This is a genomic window from Actinomadura sp. NAK00032 (genome assembly GCF_013364275.1).
Taxonomy (GTDB): domain Bacteria; phylum Actinomycetota; class Actinomycetes; order Streptosporangiales; family Streptosporangiaceae; genus Spirillospora.
The window spans coordinates 2338974-2357766 of record NZ_CP054932.1 but is presented as its reverse complement, the minus strand read 5'-3'; the positions used below and the strand labels follow the sequence as shown (position 1 = coordinate 2357766).

19 protein-coding genes are annotated in these 18793 nt (G+C 73.9%); 10 read left to right on the top strand and 9 right to left on the bottom strand.

Translation table 11 applies throughout. The features are described from left to right. The first annotated feature begins 8 nt into the window (after nucleotides 1–8). The 3 genes from HUT06_RS11025 (at nucleotide 9) to HUT06_RS11015 (ending at nucleotide 2436) form a co-directional block, all read left to right on the top strand. Nucleotides 9–1031 carry a sugar kinase gene (locus HUT06_RS11025; protein ID WP_176195632.1) on the top strand — a complete coding sequence of 341 codons (1023 nt, stop codon included), beginning with the start codon at nucleotides 9–11 and terminating at the stop codon, nucleotides 1029–1031. 155 nt (nucleotides 1032–1186) lie between these two features. After that, on the top strand, nucleotides 1187–1615 hold the full coding sequence (locus HUT06_RS11020) for an anti-sigma factor (protein ID WP_176195631.1): 429 nt from the start codon (nucleotides 1187–1189) through the stop codon (nucleotides 1613–1615). Nucleotides 1616–1677: 62 nt separating this feature from the next. After that, entirely contained in the window at nucleotides 1678–2436 is a 759-nt protein-coding gene (locus HUT06_RS11015; RefSeq protein ID WP_024935411.1) for an RNA polymerase sigma factor SigF, read from the top strand. 102 nt (nucleotides 2437–2538) lie between these two features. On the opposite strand, the gene HUT06_RS11010 is transcribed toward HUT06_RS11015, so the two are convergent. Further along, nucleotides 2539–3078 carry a hypothetical protein gene (locus tag HUT06_RS11010; RefSeq protein ID WP_254715111.1) on the bottom strand — a complete coding sequence of 180 codons (540 nt, stop codon included), beginning with the start codon at nucleotides 3076–3078 and terminating at the stop codon, nucleotides 2539–2541. 50 nt (nucleotides 3079–3128) lie between these two features. On the opposite strand from HUT06_RS11010, the gene HUT06_RS11005 reads away from it, so the two are divergent. After that, the gene (locus HUT06_RS11005; protein ID WP_176195630.1) at nucleotides 3129–4070 is read left to right on the top strand and encodes a diacylglycerol kinase family protein; all 942 of its coding nucleotides are present in this window, start codon (nucleotides 3129–3131) and stop codon (nucleotides 4068–4070) included. A gap of 344 nt (nucleotides 4071–4414) precedes the next feature. Then, nucleotides 4415–4675 carry a WhiB family transcriptional regulator gene (locus tag HUT06_RS11000; RefSeq protein WP_138640679.1) on the top strand — a complete coding sequence of 87 codons (261 nt, stop codon included), beginning with the start codon at nucleotides 4415–4417 and terminating at the stop codon, nucleotides 4673–4675. A gap of 105 nt (nucleotides 4676–4780) precedes the next feature. Here HUT06_RS11000 and HUT06_RS10995 read toward each other — a convergent pair whose 3' ends face one another. After that, nucleotides 4781–6448 carry a PAS domain-containing sensor histidine kinase gene (locus HUT06_RS10995; RefSeq protein ID WP_176195629.1) on the bottom strand — a complete coding sequence of 556 codons (1668 nt, stop codon included), beginning with the start codon at nucleotides 6446–6448 and terminating at the stop codon, nucleotides 4781–4783. 76 nt (nucleotides 6449–6524) lie between these two features. Here HUT06_RS10995 and HUT06_RS10990 point away from each other — a divergent pair, with 76 nt between their 5' ends. The 3 genes from HUT06_RS10990 (at nucleotide 6525) to HUT06_RS10980 (ending at nucleotide 9324) form a co-directional block, all read left to right on the top strand. Then, complete coding sequence (locus tag HUT06_RS10990; protein WP_176195628.1) at nucleotides 6525–7700, top strand: 8-amino-7-oxononanoate synthase; 1176 nt, start codon at nucleotides 6525–6527, stop codon at nucleotides 7698–7700. A 112-nt stretch (nucleotides 7701–7812) separates the two neighbouring features. Further along, a complete protein-coding gene (locus HUT06_RS10985) occupies nucleotides 7813–8541 on the top strand; it encodes a GntR family transcriptional regulator (RefSeq protein ID WP_254715742.1) in 729 nt (242 codons plus the stop codon). A gap of 186 nt (nucleotides 8542–8727) precedes the next feature. Then, nucleotides 8728–9324, top strand: a complete 597-nt coding sequence (locus HUT06_RS10980; RefSeq protein ID WP_176195626.1) for a Uma2 family endonuclease — start codon at nucleotides 8728–8730, stop codon at nucleotides 9322–9324. A 36-nt stretch (nucleotides 9325–9360) separates the two neighbouring features. Here the strand turns inward: HUT06_RS10980 and bioB are convergent, their stop codons facing one another. Both bioB and bioD read right to left on the bottom strand, forming a co-directional pair. Then, entirely contained in the window at nucleotides 9361–10356 is a 996-nt protein-coding gene (bioB, locus tag HUT06_RS10975) for a biotin synthase BioB (protein WP_176195625.1), read from the bottom strand. After that, nucleotides 10353–11084, bottom strand: a complete 732-nt coding sequence (bioD, locus tag HUT06_RS10970) for a dethiobiotin synthase (RefSeq protein ID WP_176195624.1) — start codon at nucleotides 11082–11084, stop codon at nucleotides 10353–10355. Before bioD ends, bioB begins: the two co-directional genes overlap by 4 nt. Nucleotides 11085–11228: 144 nt before the next feature. Between bioD and HUT06_RS10965 the strand changes: the two genes are divergently transcribed. Further along, nucleotides 11229–11975, top strand: a complete 747-nt coding sequence (locus HUT06_RS10965; RefSeq protein WP_176195623.1) for a hypothetical protein — start codon at nucleotides 11229–11231, stop codon at nucleotides 11973–11975. On the opposite strand, the gene HUT06_RS10960 is transcribed toward HUT06_RS10965, so the two are convergent. Beyond that, the gene (locus tag HUT06_RS10960) at nucleotides 11972–13636 is read right to left on the bottom strand and encodes a carotenoid oxygenase family protein (RefSeq protein WP_176195622.1); all 1665 of its coding nucleotides are present in this window, start codon (nucleotides 13634–13636) and stop codon (nucleotides 11972–11974) included. The two genes, HUT06_RS10965 and HUT06_RS10960, sit on opposite strands and share 4 nt — an antisense overlap. 118 nt (nucleotides 13637–13754) lie before the next feature. Here HUT06_RS10960 and HUT06_RS10955 point away from each other — a divergent pair, with 118 nt between their 5' ends. Next, on the top strand, nucleotides 13755–14285 hold the full coding sequence (locus HUT06_RS10955; protein WP_254715110.1) for a GNAT family N-acetyltransferase: 531 nt from the start codon (nucleotides 13755–13757) through the stop codon (nucleotides 14283–14285). Here HUT06_RS10955 and HUT06_RS10950 read toward each other — a convergent pair. From HUT06_RS10950 to HUT06_RS10935, 4 genes are all read right to left on the bottom strand, one after another. After that, nucleotides 14267–14458, bottom strand: coding sequence for a hypothetical protein (locus tag HUT06_RS10950; protein WP_254715109.1), 192 nt, complete (start codon nucleotides 14456–14458; stop codon nucleotides 14267–14269). The two genes, HUT06_RS10955 and HUT06_RS10950, sit on opposite strands and share 19 nt — an antisense overlap. A gap of 10 nt (nucleotides 14459–14468) precedes the next feature. Next, nucleotides 14469–15815 (bottom strand): acetyl/propionyl/methylcrotonyl-CoA carboxylase subunit alpha, encoded by a 1347-nt coding sequence (locus HUT06_RS10945; protein ID WP_176195621.1) that lies wholly within the window; start codon nucleotides 15813–15815, stop codon nucleotides 14469–14471. Between the two features lie 175 nt (nucleotides 15816–15990). Beyond that, nucleotides 15991–18018 carry an elongation factor G gene (fusA, locus tag HUT06_RS10940; protein ID WP_176195620.1) on the bottom strand — a complete coding sequence of 676 codons (2028 nt, stop codon included), beginning with the start codon at nucleotides 18016–18018 and terminating at the stop codon, nucleotides 15991–15993. Between the two features lie 108 nt (nucleotides 18019–18126). Next, on the bottom strand, nucleotides 18127–18759 hold the full coding sequence (locus HUT06_RS10935) for a GntR family transcriptional regulator (RefSeq protein ID WP_254715108.1): 633 nt from the start codon (nucleotides 18757–18759) through the stop codon (nucleotides 18127–18129). Nucleotides 18760–18793 lie beyond the last annotated feature (34 nt).

The window sequence follows — 18793 nt, the reverse complement described above, 5'->3', positions numbered from 1 at the left end:
AGGACGCCATGAGCGCGCTGGACACCCTGGCCGGCGGCGGCCGGCCCGCCCGGGTCGCCCTGATCGGCGAATGCATGATCGAACTGAGCCCGGTCGCCCCCGAGCTGATGGCCGTCGGCTACGCCGGCGACGTCCTCAACACCGCCGCCTACCTCGCCCGCTGCGCGGCGCCGGAGACGGCCGACGTCCAGTTCGTCACCCTCGTCGGCGACGACCCCTACAGCACCCGGATGCGGGAGGCGTGGGCCGAGCACGGCGTCGGCTCCGCCCACAGCCGCACCGTCCCCGGCGGGAGGGCCGGCCTCTACCTCATCCGCACCGACGAGCACGGCGAGCGGACGTTCACCTACTACCGCTCCCAGTCGGCGGCCCGCGGGCTGTTCGGCCCCGGACAGCCCGCCGGGACCGACGACGCCATCGCCGGGCACGACCTGGTCTACCTCTCCGGGATCACGCTGTCGATCATCGGCCCGGCGGCCCGCGACCGGCTCCTGGACGTCCTCGACGAGACCCGGCGGCGCGGCGGCCTGGTCGCCTTCGACGGCAACTACCGCCCCGCCGGCTGGCCGTCCCCCGACGCCGCCGCCGGCGCGATGGCGGCCGTCCTCGCCCGCACCGACGTCGCGCTGCCCACGCTCACCGACGACCGGGCCGTGTTCGGGGACGCCACCGCCGCCGGCGCCGTCGCCCGGCTGCGCGCCGCCGGCGTGTCCGAGATCGTCGTCAAGCTCGGCGGGCGGGGCTGCGTGATCGCCGGCGCCGGCGGCGCGGAGGAGGCCGTCCCCGCCGTCCCGGACGTCGAGGTGGTCGACACCACCGCCGCAGGCGACGCCTTCAACGGCGGCTACCTCGCCGCCCGGCTCGCCGGACGGGGCCGCCGCGCCGCCGCCGAGGCCGCGAGCACCCTCGCCGCCCGCGTGATCGGCCACCGCGGCGCGCTGCTGCCGCCCGTCCCGCGCGGGGCCGAGAGCGGGGCCGAGAGCGGGGCCGAAACCGCCTCCGGGAGCGGGCCGGCGCCCGCGAGGACCTGATCACCGCGTGACGCATGCCTCTCCCGGCACGGGTTTGGAACGCGTCCGTTCAGGTCGGCCCGGCGTTCGTAAGAAAGCCACGCGCGCCGAAGTCTCCCAGTGGGCTCCGCAGGCGGTAGTTTCGAAGCAGCGGGACCATCCTGCGAGGGAGTGACGTGACCGAGGAAACCGCTGCAATGCCGGCCAGTATGAAGTTGTCCGTCCGCGACGTGGTGACGGTGAAGCTGCCGGCCGCGAGCGCGTACCTGTCCGTGCTGCGGACGGCGACCGCGGGGCTCGCGGCCAGGCTCGACTTCACGCTGGACGAAATAGAGGACCTGCGCATCGCCGTCGACGAGGCGTGCGCGATGCTGCTCGCCCAGGCCCTGCCCGGGACCGACCTGACCTGCGAGTTCGAGCTGACCGGGGACGCCATGCGCATCTCCGTGTCGGTGCTCACGGTGGACGGCGAGGAACCGAGCCGCGACACCTTCGCCTGGACGGTGCTGTCGTCCCTGGCGGGCGAGGTCGACGCGGCGGTGGGCTCTGACGACCGGGTCACCGTGACGCTGCAGAAGCGGCGCGGTGCGGCGGGGGCCCCGTGACGGAGAAGACGGAGGAGACGACGACGGTCACCGCCGCGACCAGCGAGCGGTCGGAGTCCGCGGTGCCCGACCGCGCGCGGGCCCGCGCGCTGTTCGAACGCCTCACCGAGCTTCCGGAGGGCGACCCCGAGCGCCAGCGCATCCGCGACCAGCTCGTGGAGCTGCACCTGCCGCTGGTGGAGTACCTCGCCCGCCGCTTCCGCAACCGCGGCGAGTGGCTGGACGACCTGATCCAGGTCGCCACCATCGGCCTGATCAAGTCGATCGACCGGTTCGACCTGGAGCGCGGTGTGGAGTTCTCCACCTACGCCACGCCCACGATCGTCGGCGAGATCAAGCGCCATTTCCGCGACAAGGGCTGGGCGGTACGCGTCCCGCGCCGGCTGCAGGAGCTGAAGCTGTCGCTGACCAAGGCGATCAGCGACCTCGCGCAGCGCGAGGGCCGCGCGCCCACGGTGAGCGAGCTGGCCGCGCACCTGCAGATGAGCGAGGAGGAGGTGCTGGAGGGCCTGGAGTCGGCGAACGCCTACTCCACCGTGTCCCTGGACGCCCCCGACTCCGGCGACGAGGACGCCCCGGCGGTCGCCGACTCGCTCGGCATGGTCGACGAGTCGCTGGAGGGCGTGGAGTACCGCGAGTCCCTCAAGCCGCTGCTGGAGAAGCTGCCCGCGCGCGAGAAGAAGATCCTGCTGCTGCGCTTCTTCGGCAACATGACGCAGTCGCAGATCGCCGCCGAGCTCGGCATCTCCCAGATGCACGTGTCCCGGCTGCTCGCCCGCACCCTCGCGCAGCTCCGCGAGGGCCTGACCGCCGACGAGTGACGACCAGCCGACGAGTGACGAGCATGGGAAGGCCCCGGGACGCGCGTCCCGGGGCCTTCCCATGCCGGCGACACATGTCTCATGCCGGTCAGCACATGCCGGTCAGTTCTTGGTGGGCTGCTCCTTGAGCCGCTCTCTGAGGCGGCGGCCCAGGGAGCGCGGCGCGCCCGGCGTCCCGGTGGCGACGGCCGGTTCCGGCCCCGTCGGCGCGGCGGCCCCGCGCGGCTCGGTGCCGCTCTCGCCATCGCCGGCGCCGTCCTCGTCGTGGTCCTCGATCAGCCAGGCGGTGCTCGGCGGGCTGAGGACGGTGACCAGCGCCGCGACCGCGACCACGCCCAGCGGGATCGCGAGGGCGGGCTGGTCGCTCTGCCACAGCGACCAGGCGATCGGCAGCGCGAACAGCTGGGTGAGGACCGTGGGGGCGCGGCTCCACTGGTCGGCGCGCACCAGGCCACGCGCGCACGCGAGCATGCCCAGCCCGCCCGCGAGGGCGAGGACGGTGACCCCGATCGCGCTGGCCGGGTCGACGGCCGCGCCGGCCGCGGTCTCCACACCGGTGAAGACGCCGAACCCGACGGCGGCGAGACCCTCGGCGCCGATCAGAGCGGCGGCGGCCTGCACGGTGAAGGGGCGCTTGCTCACACCTGAACCCTACTCGTCCGTCCGGCGTGCGCGTCCCATACCCTGACCGCGTGCGCGCCATGCTCATCGCCAACCCCAAGGCGACCTCCACCTCCCGGCGGGCCCGCGGCATCCTCATGCGGGCCTTCACCGGCGACATCGACCTCGTGCTCGCCGAGACGGGGCACCGCGGCCACGCGACCGAGCTGGCCCGGCAGGCCGCCGTCGAGGGCTACGACGTCGTGATCGCGCTCGGCGGCGACGGCACGGTGAACGAGGCGGTCAACGGCCTGCTCGCCGACGGCCCGTCCCCCGAGCTGCCGGCGCTGGCGGTGCTGCCGTCCGGGAGCGCGAACGTCTTCGCCCGCGCGCTCGGCCTGCCGGACGACCCGGTCGGCGCGACGCGGGCGGTGCTGGAGGCGCTGCGCGCGGGCCGGTACCGCTCGGTCGGGCTCGGCACGGCGACCCCGCCGGACGGCCCGGAGCGGTACTTCACGTTCTGCGCGGGCGTCGGGCTCGACGCCGAGGTGATCCGCGAGGTGGAGGCGCGCCGCGCGTCGGGGGTCCGCGCGCTGCCGTCGCTGTACGCGCGCACCGCCGCCCGGCATTTCTTCTCCGGCACGGATCGGCGGCGTCCCGCGCTCACATTGGAGCAGCCCGGACGGCCGCCGAAATCGGGGCTGTTCCTCACCTTCATCTGCAATACCTCGCCATGGACTTTCCTCGGCCGGCTGCCGGTGAATCCGGCTCCGCGGGCGAACTTCGGGCGCGGCCTGGACCTGTTCGGGATGCGTTCGCTGGAGCTCGGCCCGACGGCGGCGGCGCTCGCCCAGATGATGACCGCGCGGACCCGCCCGGTGCAGGGCCGCAACGTCGTGAACGTGCACGACGCGGCCGAGCTCACGGTGCGCGCGGCGCGCCCGGCGGCCTTCCAGCTGGACGGCGAGTACCTCGGCGAACTGCGGAGTGTGACCTTCCGCTCGGTTCCGAAGGCGATACGCGTCGTCATTTGAGGGCACCGGGCCGTTCGGGGCGCGGAACCGTTCCGGTGACGCACGTCATTTGCGGCGCATGGGCGGCCAGGTGAGAGCCAAGTAACACGTTCGACCCACGGGTGTGACACATGCGACACCCATACTTTGAGAATCCTTTCTCAAAGGTCTTGCGTCGTCCGGCGCCCCCCTGACACGCTCAAAGTGCGCCCGCAGGACAGGGACCCCGATGACGCCGGTCCCCCGCTCGCGGCGTCGCCGAACATTCACCCCTGGACCTGGCCGTGGTCTCCCGGGCGTTCGCGACATGTGAAACCGTTCACAAAAGTGGAGTTCCTCCACCACCTGACGAAGGAGTGGACCGCATGGACTGGCGCCACCGAGCAGCCTGCCGTGACGTGGACCCCGAGCTGTTCTTCCCGATCGGCAACACCGGGCCCGCGATCCTGCAGATCGAAGAGGCCAAGCAGGTGTGCCGGCGTTGCGACGTGAGCGACGCGTGCCTGCGCTGGGCGCTGGAGTCCGGCCAGGACTCCGGCGTATGGGGCGGCATGGGCGAGGACGAGCGCCGCGCCCTCAAGCGCCGCGCCTCCCGCGCCCGGGCCCGCGCGAACATCGGCCTCTAGGCCCCGCCGCTCCGCCCCTCCCCGTTCCCCGGCGACGCGGCGCCACCGCCTCAAAGCCCTCCGGCAAGAGAGCCCGTGGCGCCGCCCCGCTCGGAACCTGCGCTGTCAGAACCTCCGGTGGACGTGGTCCAAGGGCACGTCCACCACCACCTCGGTGCCTCCGCCCGCGCGGGGGCGGAAGTCCAGCCGGCCGCCCAGCTCCCCCACGATCAGCGTGCGGACGATCTGCAGGCCGAGGCTGTTGGTGCTCTCCACGTCGAAGTCCGCGGGCAGGCCGACGCCGTCGTCCGCGATGACCGTCACCAGCCGCCGCCCGGACCCGTCCTCCGCCGGCTCATCCTCGTGCGGGGCGCGCGGCTCATGGGCGCCCGGCACCGGCCACTCCCCCCAGACCTCCACCCCGCCCGGCTCGCGGCGCTCCTCGCCCTCGCCGTAGCGGCGCGCGACGACCTCCAGCGTCCCGAACCGGTTGGCGAGGCCGTGCTCCAGGGCGTTCTGCAGCAGCTCGGTGAGCGCCATCGCCAGCGGCGTCGCGATCTCGGCGGGCAGCACCCCGAAGCTGCCGGACCGCTTCGGGGTCACCTTCGTCTCCGGCGTCGACACCTCCCCCGCCATCGTGATGACGCGGTCGGCGATGTCGTCGAAGTCGATCAGCTCGTCCGGGGTGTGCGACAGGGTCTCGTGCACGATCGCTATGGACCCGACCCGCCGGACCGCCTCGTCCAAGGCCGCACGGCCCTCCGGGATCCGCAGCCGCCGCGCCTGGAGCCGCAGCAGCGCCGCGACCGTCTGCAGGTTGTTCTTCACCCGGTGGTGGATCTCCCGGATGGTGGCGTCCTTGGTCATCAGCTCCCGGTCGCGCCACCGCAGCTCGGTGACGTCCCGGCACAGCACGATCGCGCCGATCCGGGTGCCGCCGACGACCAGCGGGATCGTCCGCAACTGCATGATCGACCCGTGCGACTCGACCTCGACCTCGCGCGGCGCCCGCCCGGACAGCACCACGCTCAGCGCCTCCTCCATCGGCTCGCCGGTGTCGCACAGGTCCGCGGTGATCAGGCCGAGCGCCTCGCCGACCAGGTCGGCCGGGAAGCCGAGCCGCCGGTACGCCGACTGCGCGTTCGGGCTGGCGTAGGTGACCTTGCCGGACCGGTCGAGCCGCATCAGCCCGTCGCCGACGCGCGGCGAGCGGACCATGTTCGGCTCCTCGCCCGGCACCGGGAACCGGCCCTCGGCGATCATCGTGGCGAGGTCGCTGGCGCTCTGCAGGTAGGTCAGCTCCAGCCGGGACGGGGTGCGCGCCGAACTGAGGTTCGTGCTGCGCTGGATCACCCCGAGGATCTTGGCGCCGCGCCGGACCGGGATCGACTCCTCCCGGACGGGGATGCCGCTGCCCCACTCCGGGTCGCCCTCCCGGACGATCCGGCGCTCCCGCCACGCCACGTCGATCAGCCCGCGCCGCCCCGTCCGGACGACCTTCCCGACGAGGTCCTCGGGGTAGGCGGTCGGGCCGGTCGTCGGGCGCATCTGCGCGATCGCCACCCAGCCGGGGACGGCGGCGCCGGTGTCGAGCCGGCCGCGCTGGCCGCGGCCGCCGCGCGAGGCGGCCTCGGCGGGCAGCGCGTCGGCCGACCGCAGCGGGACCCACAGCAGCAGGTCCGCGAACGACAGGTCGGCCAGCAGCTGCCAGTCCGACACGAGCGCGTGCAGCCATTCCAGGTCGGTCTCGGTGAGATCGGTGTGATCACGGACCAGATCGGTCAAGGTAGGCACCCGACCATCATCGCCCATCGTTCTTGGTGCCCGGGCGGTTGCCCCGGCCCCCGCGCGACCTGGCAGGATTCCCCGCATGACCGCGGTACGAGACCCCCTGGCCAGGCTCCGGGACGCCGCCGCGCGCCGTGCCGACGCGGGGCTGCGGCGGACGCTGCGCCCCCGCCCGGCCGGGCCTGCCGACGGGCCGACCGACCTGGCGTCCAACGACTACCTCGGGCTCGCCGGCGACCCCCGGCTGGTCGAGGGCGCCTGCGCCGCGGCCCGCGCGTGGGGCACCGGCTCCACCGGGTCCCGGCTGGTCACCGGGACGACCGCGCTGCACGCCGAGCTGGACCGGCGGCTCGCCGCGTTCACCGGCAGCGCCGCCGGCCTGGTGTTCTCCTCCGGCTTCCTCGCCAACCTCGGCGCCGTCACCGCCCTCGCCGGGCCCGGCACGCTCGTCGTGTCCGACCAGGTGAACCACGCTTCGATCGTGGACGCGTGCCGGCTGTCGCGGGCCCGCGTCGCGATCGTTCCGCACCGGGACGCCGCCGCCGTCGAGCGGGCCCTCTCCGAGCGCGAGGAGGACGACGCGCTCGTGGTCACCGACGCGGTGTTCTCCGTGGACGGCGACCTCGCGCCGCTGGGGGCGCTGCACGCCGCCGCCCGCGCGCACGGCGCGCTGCTGGTGGTCGACGAGGCGCACGCGCTCGGCGTCGTCGGCGCCGGCGGCCGGGGCGCCGCGCACGCCGCCGGCCTCGCGGGCGAGCCCGACGTCGTCCTCACCCTCACGCTGTCGAAGTCGCTCGCGTCCCAGGGCGGCGCCGTCCTCGGCGCGCCCGAGGTGATCGAGACGCTGGTCGACACGGGCCGGTCGTTCATCTTCGACAGCGGCCTGAATCCGCCCGCCGCCGGCGCCGCCCTCGCCGCCCTGGACGTGCTGGAATCCGACCCCGGCCTGCCCGCCCGCGCCCGCGACCGGGCCCGCCGGATCGCAAACCTCGCGGCCGGTTCCGGCCTGGAGACCGCCGCGCCGGCCGCCGCCGTCGTCCCCGTCTTCCTCGGCGAGCCGCACGCCGCGCTCCGGGCCGCCGAGATCTGCGCTGAGCATGGGCTCCGCGCCGGCTGCTTCCGCCCGCCGTCGGTCCCGAAGGGCCGCGCGTGCCTGCGCCTGACCGCCCGCGCCACCCTGGACGAGTCGGACCTCACACGCCTCGGTGCGGCCCTGGCTGATGTCGCGTCTTCTACCGGCCGTAGTCTTCACGCATAACATCGGGGAAAACCCGTGATGAACGTGAGGAGATGCCGTGACGGAGGTCAGGGGCGGGCCCCGGCACGGGGGCGGGTTCGAGCACGGCTTCGACCGTGCCTCGCTCGCCGGCATCGGCCAGCGGCATCCGAACCAGGCGCCGCGGATCCCGAAGTACTACAAGCTCAAAGAGCTGCTGGTCGAGCTGATCCAGTCGCTCCCGGCCGGCAGCCCGCTGCCCCCTGAGCGCACCCTCGCCGAGAAGTACGAGACGTCCCGCACCACCGTCCGGCAGGCCCTCGCCGAACTCGTGGTCGAGGGCCGGCTCCAGCGCATCCAGGGCAAGGGCACCTTCGTCGCCAAGCCGAAGGTCGCGCAGGAGCTCCAACTCGTCAGCTACACCGAGGACATGCGGCACCACGGGCTGCGCCCCGAGACCCGCATCCTGGAGGCCGGCTACGTCAGCGCCGACGAGAGCCTGGCGTCCCTGCTGTGCATCCGCCCCGGCGGCCGCGTCCTGCGCGTCCACCGCCTCCGCCTGGCCGACGGCGAGCCGATGTCGATCGACACCTCGCACCTCCCGGCCCGCCGCTTCCCCGGCCTGCGCCGCGAGCTGTCGCGCCACCACTCCCTCTACGAGACCCTCGCGACCGCCTACGACGTCCACCTGACCGAGGCGGAGGAGACGATCGAGACCGTCCTCGCCACCCCCCACGACGCCCAGCTCCTCGGCGTCGACGTCGGCCTCCCCATGCTCCTGCTGTCCCGCCACGCCTTCGACACGACGGGCCAGCCGGTCGAATGGGCCCAGTCCCTCTACCGGGGCGACCGCTACAAGTTCATCACCCGCCTCAGCCGCTGACCCGACCACCCCGCCGCCGCCCGGGGGAGTTCGGACTTCGACCACAAGTTCGAAGCTTTTGACTACGCTGGGTACATCACTTCTCTACGATGACTGGAGCAGATCGTGAGAGGGGAGTCACGGAACGTGAAAGTTCTGTCAAAGGAAGAAGTGGCAAGGTTGCCGGATACGCCCTACAACCTGTGGGTGCGCGGCGAACTTGACGAGCACGTCGATGCCCCCGAAGGATCCCGGATCGAGATCATCGGAGGAGAGGTCGTCGTGTCCCCGCCCCCAGGGCTCCCGCACAACGCCATCGCCGGGGACATCAACTACGCGACGGTCCGCGCCCACGTGCTCCGGTCCGACTTCGGCTGGAAGACCGACCAGGGAAGCGGGCTGTCCCTCGTCGGGGTGGGTGACGGGTTCGTCCCCGACCTGATGATCCTAGACGAAGAGGTGTACCTTGCCGCGCGCCGCTCCCAGGTGCGCACACTGGTCCCCGACCAGGTCGAACTGGTCGTGGAGGTCACTTCGTACAGCAATGCCGAGAACGATCAGGAGCGCACAGGACGGGGCCGCGGCAAGAACAAATGGAACGGCTACGCCAGAGCCGAGATCCCCTACTACCTTCTGGTGGACCGCTCTCCGAAGGTCGCGCGGTCCATCCTCTACTCCATTCCGGACCACGCACTGGGCGCCTACCTACACCAGGAGTCCTGGGCGTTCGGCGAGACGATCCGCCTTCCCGACCCGTTCGACATCGAAATCGGCACCACCGAGTGGAAGCCCTGGGACGCGTGACCATGGCTCGCATGGGCTGTTACGCGGGGTGAGTCCCTACAGGGTCTGGCTGAGGGCCTTGATGGGCATCTGGAGGTCGGTGAGGAGGTCCAGGTCCTTCTGCGCCGGGCGGCCGAGGGTGGTCAGGTAGTTGCCGACGATGATGGCGTTGATGCCGCCGAGCATGCCGTCGCGGGTGCCGAGGTCGCCGAGGGTGAGCTCGCGGCCGCCGGCGTAGCGCAGGATGGTGCGGGGCAGGGCCAGCCGGAACGCGGCGATGGTCGTGAGGGCCTCGGTGCCCTCGACCAGCGGGAGGTCGGCGAACGGCGTGCCGGGGCGGGGCGCCAGGAAGTTCAGCGGGACCTCGTCGGGCTCCAGCTCGGCGAGCTGGGCGGCGAACTCGGCGCGCTGCCCGACGGTCTCGCCCATGCCGACGATGCCGCCGCAGCACACCTCCATGCCGGCGTCCTTCACCATGCGGAGGGTGTCCCAGCGCTCCTCCCACGAGTGGGTGGTGACCACGTTCGGGAAGTGGGAGCGGGCCGTCTCCAGGTTGTGGTTGTAGCGGTGGACGCCCATCGCGGCCAGCTCGTCCACCTGCTCCTGGGTGAGCATGCCGAGCGAGCAGGCGATATTGATCTCGACGGCGTCGTTGATGGCCTTGACGCCCTCGCGGACCTGCGACATCAGCCGCTCGTCCGGGCCGCGCACGGCGGCGACGATGCAGAACTCGGTGGCGCCGGTCTTCGCGGTCTCCCGGGCGGCCTCGACGAGTTCGGGGATGTTCAGCCACACCGACCGCACCGGCGACTCGAACTTGCCGGACTGGGAGCAGAAGTGGCAGTCCTCGGGGCAGCCGCCGGTCTTCAGCGACACGATGCCCTCGACCTCGACCTCCGGGCCGCACCAGCGCACCCGGACCTCGTGCGCGAGCGCGAGGAGGTCCTCCAGCCGGTCTTCGGGCAGGGCCAGGACGTCCAGGACCTGCTGTTCGGTCAGGCCCCGGCCCTCGTCCAGGACCTGGCGGCGGGCGGTGTCGAGGATGTCCGTCACGTGCTCTCCTTGTCGAGACCGAAGCTGTCGCGGAAGGCGGCGGCGTCGAAGCCGCCGCCGAACGAGGGGGCGAGGCCGCGGTGCGCGGCCACCAGGAACTCCGCCGGGTCCAGGGCGCCCGCGCCCGCGGGCAGCGCGCCGGACAGCGGGCGGGCGGCGATGGTCTCCAGGTCGCGGACGTTGCTGCGCATCGCGAGGTCGGGGTCGTCCGGCCAGGCGCCGATCACGACGCCGGCGAGCTGCACCCCGCGGTGCGCCATCGCCTCCAGCGTGAGCGCGGTGTGGTTGAGCGTGCCGAGGCCGGGCCGGGCCACGACGACGACGGCGGCGCCGAGCCAGCGCGCCAGGTCGGCGATCGTGGTGCCCTCCTCGTCGTAGCGGACGAGGAGCCCGCCCGCGCCCTCCACCAGCACCAGCCGGCGGGTGGCGGCGAGGTCCCCGACGCGCTCGGCGGCCTCCGCCAGCCGCACCGGCGGCAGCCCGGCGGCGCGGGCCGCGGCGGCCGGGGACAGCGGGTCGGGGAAGCGCGCGAACTCGTGCACGTCGTCGAGTGCGGCGAGCCGGCGCACGTCGTCGAGGTCGCCGGGCCCGGCGCCGTCCGCCCCGGTCTGGCCGGGCTTGACGACGGCGACCGACGCGCCGCGAGCGGCGGCGACCGCGGCCAGCGCCGCGGTGACGACCGTCTTGCCCACGCCGGTACAGGTCCCGGTCACAACGAGCACACTCACAAGGCGGCACACTAGCGCGGGCCCGCGACGGGGGCGCCCGCCGGATCCCACAGTCTTCGGCGGCCGTTTTTGTAACGGACGGAACCTCGGGCGGCACGGGCGCGTCCAAGCTCCATGGCCGGTCCGTACACACGTTCCCGCTGGGTGCCGGCTCTCGCCTGCGCGGCGCTGACCGCCTGCGCGGCGGCCGCCTGCGGCGAAGGGGCCGGCGATGCCGGGCCTCCGGCGCCCACCACGTCCCCGACCTCGTCTCCCGCCAAGGACACCCCCGCCGGCGAGAAGCTCGTGCTGCGCCGGCGCCAGACCGGAGGCATCGCCGGCATCGGCGGCCCCGGCAGCGTCCCCGACTTCTCGCTCTACTCGACGGGCCGCGCGGTCGCCGCCGCCCGGGGCGGGCTGACCGAGTACCGCCTGACACCGGACGCGCTGCGCCGCCTCCTGGACGAGGCGCGTGCGGCGGGTCTCGACCGCTCGCACACGGTCGGCTCCGACCGCATCGCCGACGCGATCACCACGGTCGTGACCATGGGCGGCGCGACGACCCGCATCATCCAGCCGGAGTCGCAGGCGGGCGCGCAGGCCCGGTTCCTGAAGCGGCTCGACCCGACCGGCTGGTCCGCGTCCGACCAGGCCGCGAAGCCGGCGCCGTACCGGCCCGCGAGGACGGCCGTCCTCGCCGGCGAGGCGGCCGGCACCGGCACCGTGAGGGCCTGGCCGCTGGAACCGCTCGGCGACGGCCTGCCGGTGGCCGGTGCCGTCTGCACGCTCGCCCCGTCCGCGAAGGTCCCGGAGGCGAAGCCCGGCACGGCCTGGCGCAGCGGGGGCAGGACCTACTCGGTCCGCCTGCGCCCCCTCCTACCCGACGAGTCCTCCTGCCGCGACCTGTCCTAGCGTCCGTCCAGCTCGGCGGCGACCTCGCGCGCGGTCGCCGCCAGGTCCGGGTCGAGCCGGTCGAGGCGCTCGTCGAGGTCGTCGGCGAAGCGGAGGCGTTCGGCCTCGGGCGCCGGGACGGCCTCCGGCATCCACGCCGAGTGGATCAGGAACGGCACCGTCGTCCCGCGCGGCGGCGCCAGGACGGCGACGGGGCCGCGCCCGACGTCGGCGGCGTCGAACAGCTCGACGCGGAACCGGTCGTCGTTGTGGACGGCCACGACCAGGTACCCCTCGTGCCCGCCGGGGGCCGCGCCCGCGTAGCGGCTGCCGCCGTGCCCGCGCGGGACGAAGGACGGCGACGTCGGGTAGTCGTCCAGCGCGAACGTCCATTCCGACAGGGCCTTGAGGTCCTCCCGGTCGTGGCTCACCAGGACGGCCGGGGTCTCCTCGGGCGGGAACAGTGACGGGTCGATCCGGCCCGCGTAGTTGCGCATGGCGCGCCGGTTGACCGCCTCCGGGTGGAACCCGAGGTAGATGAGGTGGTGCCGGGTCGGGGCGCACTGCCCCTCGAAGCTCCAGTCGATCGCGGACAGCTCCGCCTGCCACCAGCGCTCGGGGTCGCGGGCGCGGGCGCGCTCCAGGACCCGGCCGGTCTCCGGGTCGAACTGCATGACGGTGGTGAGCGCGGGTGCCATGCCGTGGCAGTACATGCCGCGCAGGGCGGGGTCGATCGGGCGGCCGTGGACGTCGATGTCGTCCTCGCGCAGGTACATGCCGATGTCGACGCCCTCGCCGTGCTCCATGACGACCTGGACGCCGTCGGAGTCGTCGTAGCGGGCGTAGAAGTGGTTGACCTCGGGTGCGAGGCGGAACTGCGCGCAGGGGACGGTCGCCGATCCCGGCGTGAGGTCGTCCTTGCGGATCAGCAGGACGGGACCGTCCGGGTTGTTGGGCGCGGTCCGCTCCCCGCCGAAGACCTCGTCGACCTCCAGCTTGAACGCGGTGTCGGCCAGCACCAGCCAGTCGCGGGTCTGGGTGATGGTGTGCGTGGCCTGCGGCAGTGCCGCGCCCTCGACCTCCCAGCGCCGGACGCGGGTGCCCGTCCCGTCGTAGCGGATCACCGAGACGGCGCCGGACAGCACGTCGCGGCTCACGCTCCACAGGCAGCCGCGCTCGGGGTCGACGACGGGGTGCGCGGTGGTGGCGACGAGCGGCAGGACGGCGTGGTCCATCGCGGGCCGCCAGTCGTCGCGGTGCCCGACCTCGGCGACGAACTCCAGCGTGACCGGGTCGACCTCGACCGGGCGCCCGGCGTCCCAGGTGGCGAACAGCCGGTCGCCCCACGGCAGCGGCGCGGTGTTGGCGGCGTTGACGAACCCCCACGGCGAGTCGGTGCCGACCGGGCCGGCGGTGAACAGGTCGGGCCGCCTCCGGCGCAGCCGGACCGACGGTGTGCCGATGACGCGGGCCCGCCAGGGGAACCGGCCGCCCGGTCCCGGCCGCAGCGGCATCCGCGCGATGATCCCGTCGCCGAAGAACGCGTGCCGGGGCCGGGTGCGCTGGTCGGAGGTGCTGACGACGTAGTGGCCGCGCACGTCGTCCGGCCAGGTCCCGGCGACGACCTCCAGGTCCAGGTCGGTGACGTCCTGCGTGCCGAGGATGGAGCGGGGAACCGGCATCAGTCCTCCAGGGCGTTATTGGCTCCCCGTCAATCAACAGGCGCGGGCGCGGCGCCGTCAAGCCCGGCCGGACACCGCTGTGCGTGGCGAATACCCTGGTTCGGCACATTTGTCGGTCGTGGTGGCAGTTGGGGGGACGCGGATGCTCATGGAGGACGCCGGACAGGTCGTCGTGCGACCGGCGCGGCCGGAGGAGTACGGCCTCGTCGGGGAGCTGACCGTGGAGGTCTACGTGCACGGCGGGCTGGTGTCGCCCGAGTCGTCGTACGTGCGGACGCTGCGGGACGCGGGCGACCGGGCCGCCAAGTCGGAGCTGCTCGTCGCCGAGGTCGGGGGCGAGATCGCCGGGGCGGTGGCGTACTGCCCGCCCGGGAGTCCGTACGCGGAGCTGGCCGGGCCCGGTGAGGCCGAGTTCCGGATGCTCGCCGTCCGGGAGGCGGCGCGCCGGACGGGCGTGGGGCGCGCCCTGGTGCGGGCGTGCGTCGAGCGGGCGCGCGAGGCCGGGTTGACGGGGCTGCGGCTGTCGACGCAGCGCAACATGGCCGCCGCGCAGCGGATGTACGAGCGGATGGGGTTCGTCCGGTCGCCCGAGCGGGACTGGTCGCCCGTGCCGGGGGTCGACCTGCTGACCTACGCGCTGCCGCTCTGAGGCTGCAGTTCGCCGTGCGCGACGCAGCGGGCCGTCCAGCCGAGCGGGGTCACCTGGACGACCATGCGGCGGCGGCAGTGCGCGCAGTAGCGGGGCGGTTCCATCTCGCGGGCGGCGCGGCAGGCGGCGTGGTCGCCCTCGGCGGCGGGCTCGCCGCAGCGGTCGCAGTACACGGGGCCCAGCCTATGCCGGGCCGCCGGCGCGCATGCGGGCGACGGTCCCGGTGTCGTAGGTCCCGTCCGCGAACTCGGGGCGGTCGAGCAGCTCGCGCAGGAACGGCAGGTTCGTCGGCGGCCCCTCGATGCGGAAGGCGTCGACGGCCGCCCGGGCGAGGGCGAGCGCGTGGGCGCGGTCGGCGCCGTGCACGGACAGCTTCGCGATCAGCGGGTGGTAGTACGGGGTGACGGTGTTGCCCTCGGCGTAGCCGGCGTCGATGCGGATGCCGTCGCCGACGGGCTCCTCCCACACCTTGATCTCGCCGGAGCCGGGCAGGAAGCGGTCCGGGTCCTCGGCGTGGACGCGGAACGCGATGGCGTGGCCGCGCGGTTCGGCGGCGGTGAACGAGACGGGCTCGCCGGCGGCGATCCGGAACTGCTGCTCGACGAGGTCGATGCCGGTGACCATCTCGGTGACGATGTGCCCGGACGGCAGGCGGGTGCTCATCTCCAGGAAGTAGCACTCCTGCGCGGCGGGGTCGACGAGGAACTCGATGCTGCCGGCGCCCCGGTAGCCGACGGTCTCGCCCGCGCGGACGGCGGCCGCCAGCATGCGGGCGCGCAGCGCGGGGGTGAGGCCCGGCGACGGGGTCTCCTCGACGATCTTCTGGAAGTGGCGCTGGACGGAGCAGTCGCGCTCGCCGAGCGCGAGCACGGTGCCGTCCGCGAGGCCGAGGATCTGCACCTCGATGTGCAGGGCCCCCGGCACGTACCGCTCCAGCAGCACCTCGCCGTGCCCGAAGACGCGGTCGGCGGCGGCGCGGGCGGTCGCGTACGCGGCCTGGACGGACCGCTCGTCGTGCGCGACGGCCAGGCCGATGCCGCCGTCGCCCGCGGCGGGCTTGAGCATCACGGGGTAGCCGACGCGCGCGGCCTCCTCGGCGGCGGTGCCGGCGTCCGGGACCGGCTCCCACGCGCCGGGCGCGACGGGGACGCCGACGTCCTTCATCAGGTTCCGAGAGTTGATCTTGTCGCCCATCCGGGCGACGGCGAGCGGCGGCGGGCCGACCCAGGCCATGCCGCGGCCGGCGACCTGGCGGGCGAACGAGGCGCTCTCGGCGAGGACGCCGTCGCCGGGGTGGACGGCCCGCGCGTTGGTGCGGTGCGCGGCCTCCAGGATCGCGGCCGCGTTGAGGTAGCCGCGGGCGGGGTCGGCGGGGCCGATGAGGACGGCCTCGTCCGCCTCGGCGACGAACGGCAGGTCGGCGTCGGCCTCGGAGTACACGGCGATGGCCTTGAGGCCCATCGCGCGGGCGGTGCGCAGGATCCGGCCCGCGATCTCACCGCGGTTCGCCACGAGCACGGACTCGAACACTGCGGACTCCTCCTCGCACGCGGCGGGACCGGGCGTCCCGTCCCGGCAGAGACTAGTGCGAATCGCCGCCGCGCGCGGCCCGCCGGCGAGGGGCGGCCCCGCCGGTGACGAGCGGCACCGCCGGTGACGGGCGTCCGGCCCCGCCCCCGGGCGGGGACGGGGCCGGACGGTGTGCTCAGCCCGCCGCGATGATCTTCGCGGCGGCCGCGGGCGGGACCTCGGCGTGCGCCGCGAACCGCATGGTGAAGACGCCGCGGCCGGACGTCATGCCGCGCAGGTGCCCGACATAGCCGAACATCTCCGCCAGCGGGACGAGGGCCTGGACGGTCCGGGCGCCGCCGCGCTCACCCGTCCCCTCGACCCGGCCCCGGCGGCCGTTGAGGTCGCCGATGACCGCGCCCAGGTACTCCTCGGGCGTGGTGACCTCGACGGTCATCACGGGTTCCAGCAGCACCGGGGACGCGCGCCGGACCGCCTCCCGGACCGCCAGCGAACCGGCGATCTTGAAGGCGAGCTCGGACGAGTCGACGGGGTGGAAGTCGCCGTCGGTGAGGACGACCCGCACGCCCGTCATCTCGTAGCCCGCGACGGCGCCGGCGCGCAGCGCCTCCTGGCAGCCCGCGTCCACGGACGGGACGAACTCCTTCGGGATCCGCCCGCCGGTGATCCGGTTGACGAACTCGTACTCGTCCTCGATGGGTTCGAGGGCGAGCTGCACCTTCGCGTACTGGCCCTTGCCTCCCGTCTGCTTGCGGTGCGTCAGGTCGACCCGCGCGACCGCCCGGCGGATCGTCTCGCGGTAGGCGACGCGGGGGCGGCCCACGTTGGCCTCGACATGGAACTCCTCCTTCAGGCGGTCGACGAGGACCTCCAGATGGAGCTCCCCCATGCCGCCGATGACGGTCTGCCCGTCCTCGTCGCGGACCTGGAGGGACGGGTCCTCCTCCGACAGCCGGTGGACGGCCGCGCCCAGCTTCTCCACCTCGCCCCGGGAGCGCGGCTCGATCGCGACCTCGATGACCGGGGCCGGGAAGTCCATGGACTCCAGGACCACCGGATGCGCGGGGTCGCACAGCGTCTCGCCGGTGGCGGTCTGCTTGAGGCCCATGACGGCGACGATGTCGCCCGCGCCCGCCGCGCCGATCTCCACCCGCTTGTCCGCGTGGACGCGGTAGATCTTGCCGATCCGCTCCTTGCGGGCCTTGGCGCCGTTCAGCACCGCGGCCCCCGACTCCAGGCGCCCGGAGTAGATCCGGACGAAGGTGAACCGGCCCAGGTGCCGGTCGGTCACGACCTTGAACGCGAGCGCGGCCAGCGGCGCCTCGTCCGAGGCCGGCGCCTCGCCGGAGACCGGCGCGACGTCCAGCGGCGACGGCAGGTACCGCACGACCGCGTCCAGGAGGGGCTGGACGCCCTTGTTCTTGAACGCGCTGCCGCACAGCACCGGCGTCGCGGCCGACGCGACCGTCAGCCGGCGGATCGCCGCGTGGAGCTGCTCCTCGGACGGCTCGGCGCCGTCGAGGTACAGCGCCATGGCCTGCTCGTCGTGCTCGGCCACCGTCTCGATGAGCGCGCGCCGCCAGCGGAGCGCGTCCTCGGCCAGCTCGGACGGGACGTCCACGACCGTGTGCCGGTCGTCGGGCCAGACGTGCGCCCGCATGGCGACGAGGTCGACGACGCCCTCGAACCCGGCCTCGGCCCCGATCGGCAGCTGCACGACCAGCGGGACGGCCCCGAGCCGTTCGCGGATCATGTCGACGCACCGGTGGTAGCCCGCGCCCGCGCGGTCGAGCTTGTTGACGAAGCAGACGCGCGGCACGCCGTACCGGTCGGCCTGCCGCCACACCGTCTCCGACTGCGGCTCGACGCCCGCGACGCCGTCGAACACGGCCACGGCCCCGTCGAGCACGCGCAGGCACCGCTCGACCTCGATGGTGAAGTCGACGTGGCCCGGCGTGTCGATCAGGTTGACCGTGTGGCCGTCCCAGTGGCAGGTCGTCGCGGCCGAGGTGATCGTGATGCCGCGGTCGCGCTCCTGCTTCAGGTAGTCGAGCGCGGCGGCGCCGTCGTGGACCTCGCCGATCCGGTGCGAGACGCCGGTGAAGAACAGGATCCGCTCGGCGGTCGTCGTCTTGCCGGCGTCGATGTGCGCCATGATCCCGATGTTGCGGACCTTGGCGAGAGCAAGGGCGGTGGTTGTCATCGGGATCCTCCTTTTCGCTCGATGACGACCGCCGCGGGACAAGATCGTCCTCTGCGGCATCCGCGACGGTAACGGCCGGGGGCGCACGCGCGCGAGGGGTTTTCCGGGTCAGGGGCCGGCGCCGCGCTCGACGTCCGGGAGGGTTTCGATGACGCTGCGCAGGTGGGCGCGGGCGGCGCGCTCGGCGGCGCCGGAGTCGCCGGCGGCGATCGCCTCGATGATGTCCAGGTGCTGCGGCAGCGAGGTCTGCGGCCGCCCCGGATGCATGGCCAGCCGGAACTGGTGCCGGACGTTCTGCGCCCGCAGCCGCTCCAGGACGCCGGCCGCCGTCCGCTGCCCGCTGATCTCGCGGACGCGGCGGTGCAGGCGCTCGTTCAGCCGGGAGTAGCCGAGCACGTCGCCGGACGCCACGGCGGCGCGCATCGCCTCCCCGATCTCCCGCAGCTCGGCGGCGTCGGCCGCGGTGGCCCGCGCGGCGGCCTTGGCGGCGCACAGGCCCTCGACCACCATCCGGACCTCGGAGATCTCGACGGCCTCCGCGAGGGACACCGCGCGGACGCGGGCGCCGCGGTTCTGCACGCGCTCGATGAGCCCCTCGCCGGCCAGCTCGGCGAGGGCCGCGCGGACGCCGGCGCGGCTCGCGGCGAACTCCTCGGACAGGTCCGCCTCGATCAGCCGCTGGTTCGGCACGAACCGGCCGCTCAGGATCGCCTCGCGGATCCCGTTCACCACGTCGGTCACCGGCACTCCCCGATTGTCGCCATTTTTGTCGCTG

Bases quoted from the DNA above. Each gene is read 5' to 3' on its own strand.
- HUT06_RS11025 (WP_176195632.1), top strand. From the start codon at position 9: ATGAGCGCGCTGGACACCCTGGCCGGCGGCGGCCGGCCCGCCCGGGTC.
- HUT06_RS11000 (WP_138640679.1), top strand. From the start codon at position 4,415: ATGGACTGGCGCCACCGAGCAGCCTGCCGTGACGTGGACCCCGAGCTG.
- HUT06_RS10990 (WP_176195628.1), top strand. From the start codon at position 6,525: ATGACCGCGGTACGAGACCCCCTGGCCAGGCTCCGGGACGCCGCCGCG.
- HUT06_RS10960 (WP_176195622.1), bottom strand. From the start codon at position 13,636: ATGCCGGTTCCCCGCTCCATCCTCGGCACGCAGGACGTCACCGACCTG.
- fusA (WP_176195620.1), bottom strand. From the start codon at position 18,018: ATGACAACCACCGCCCTTGCTCTCGCCAAGGTCCGCAACATCGGGATC.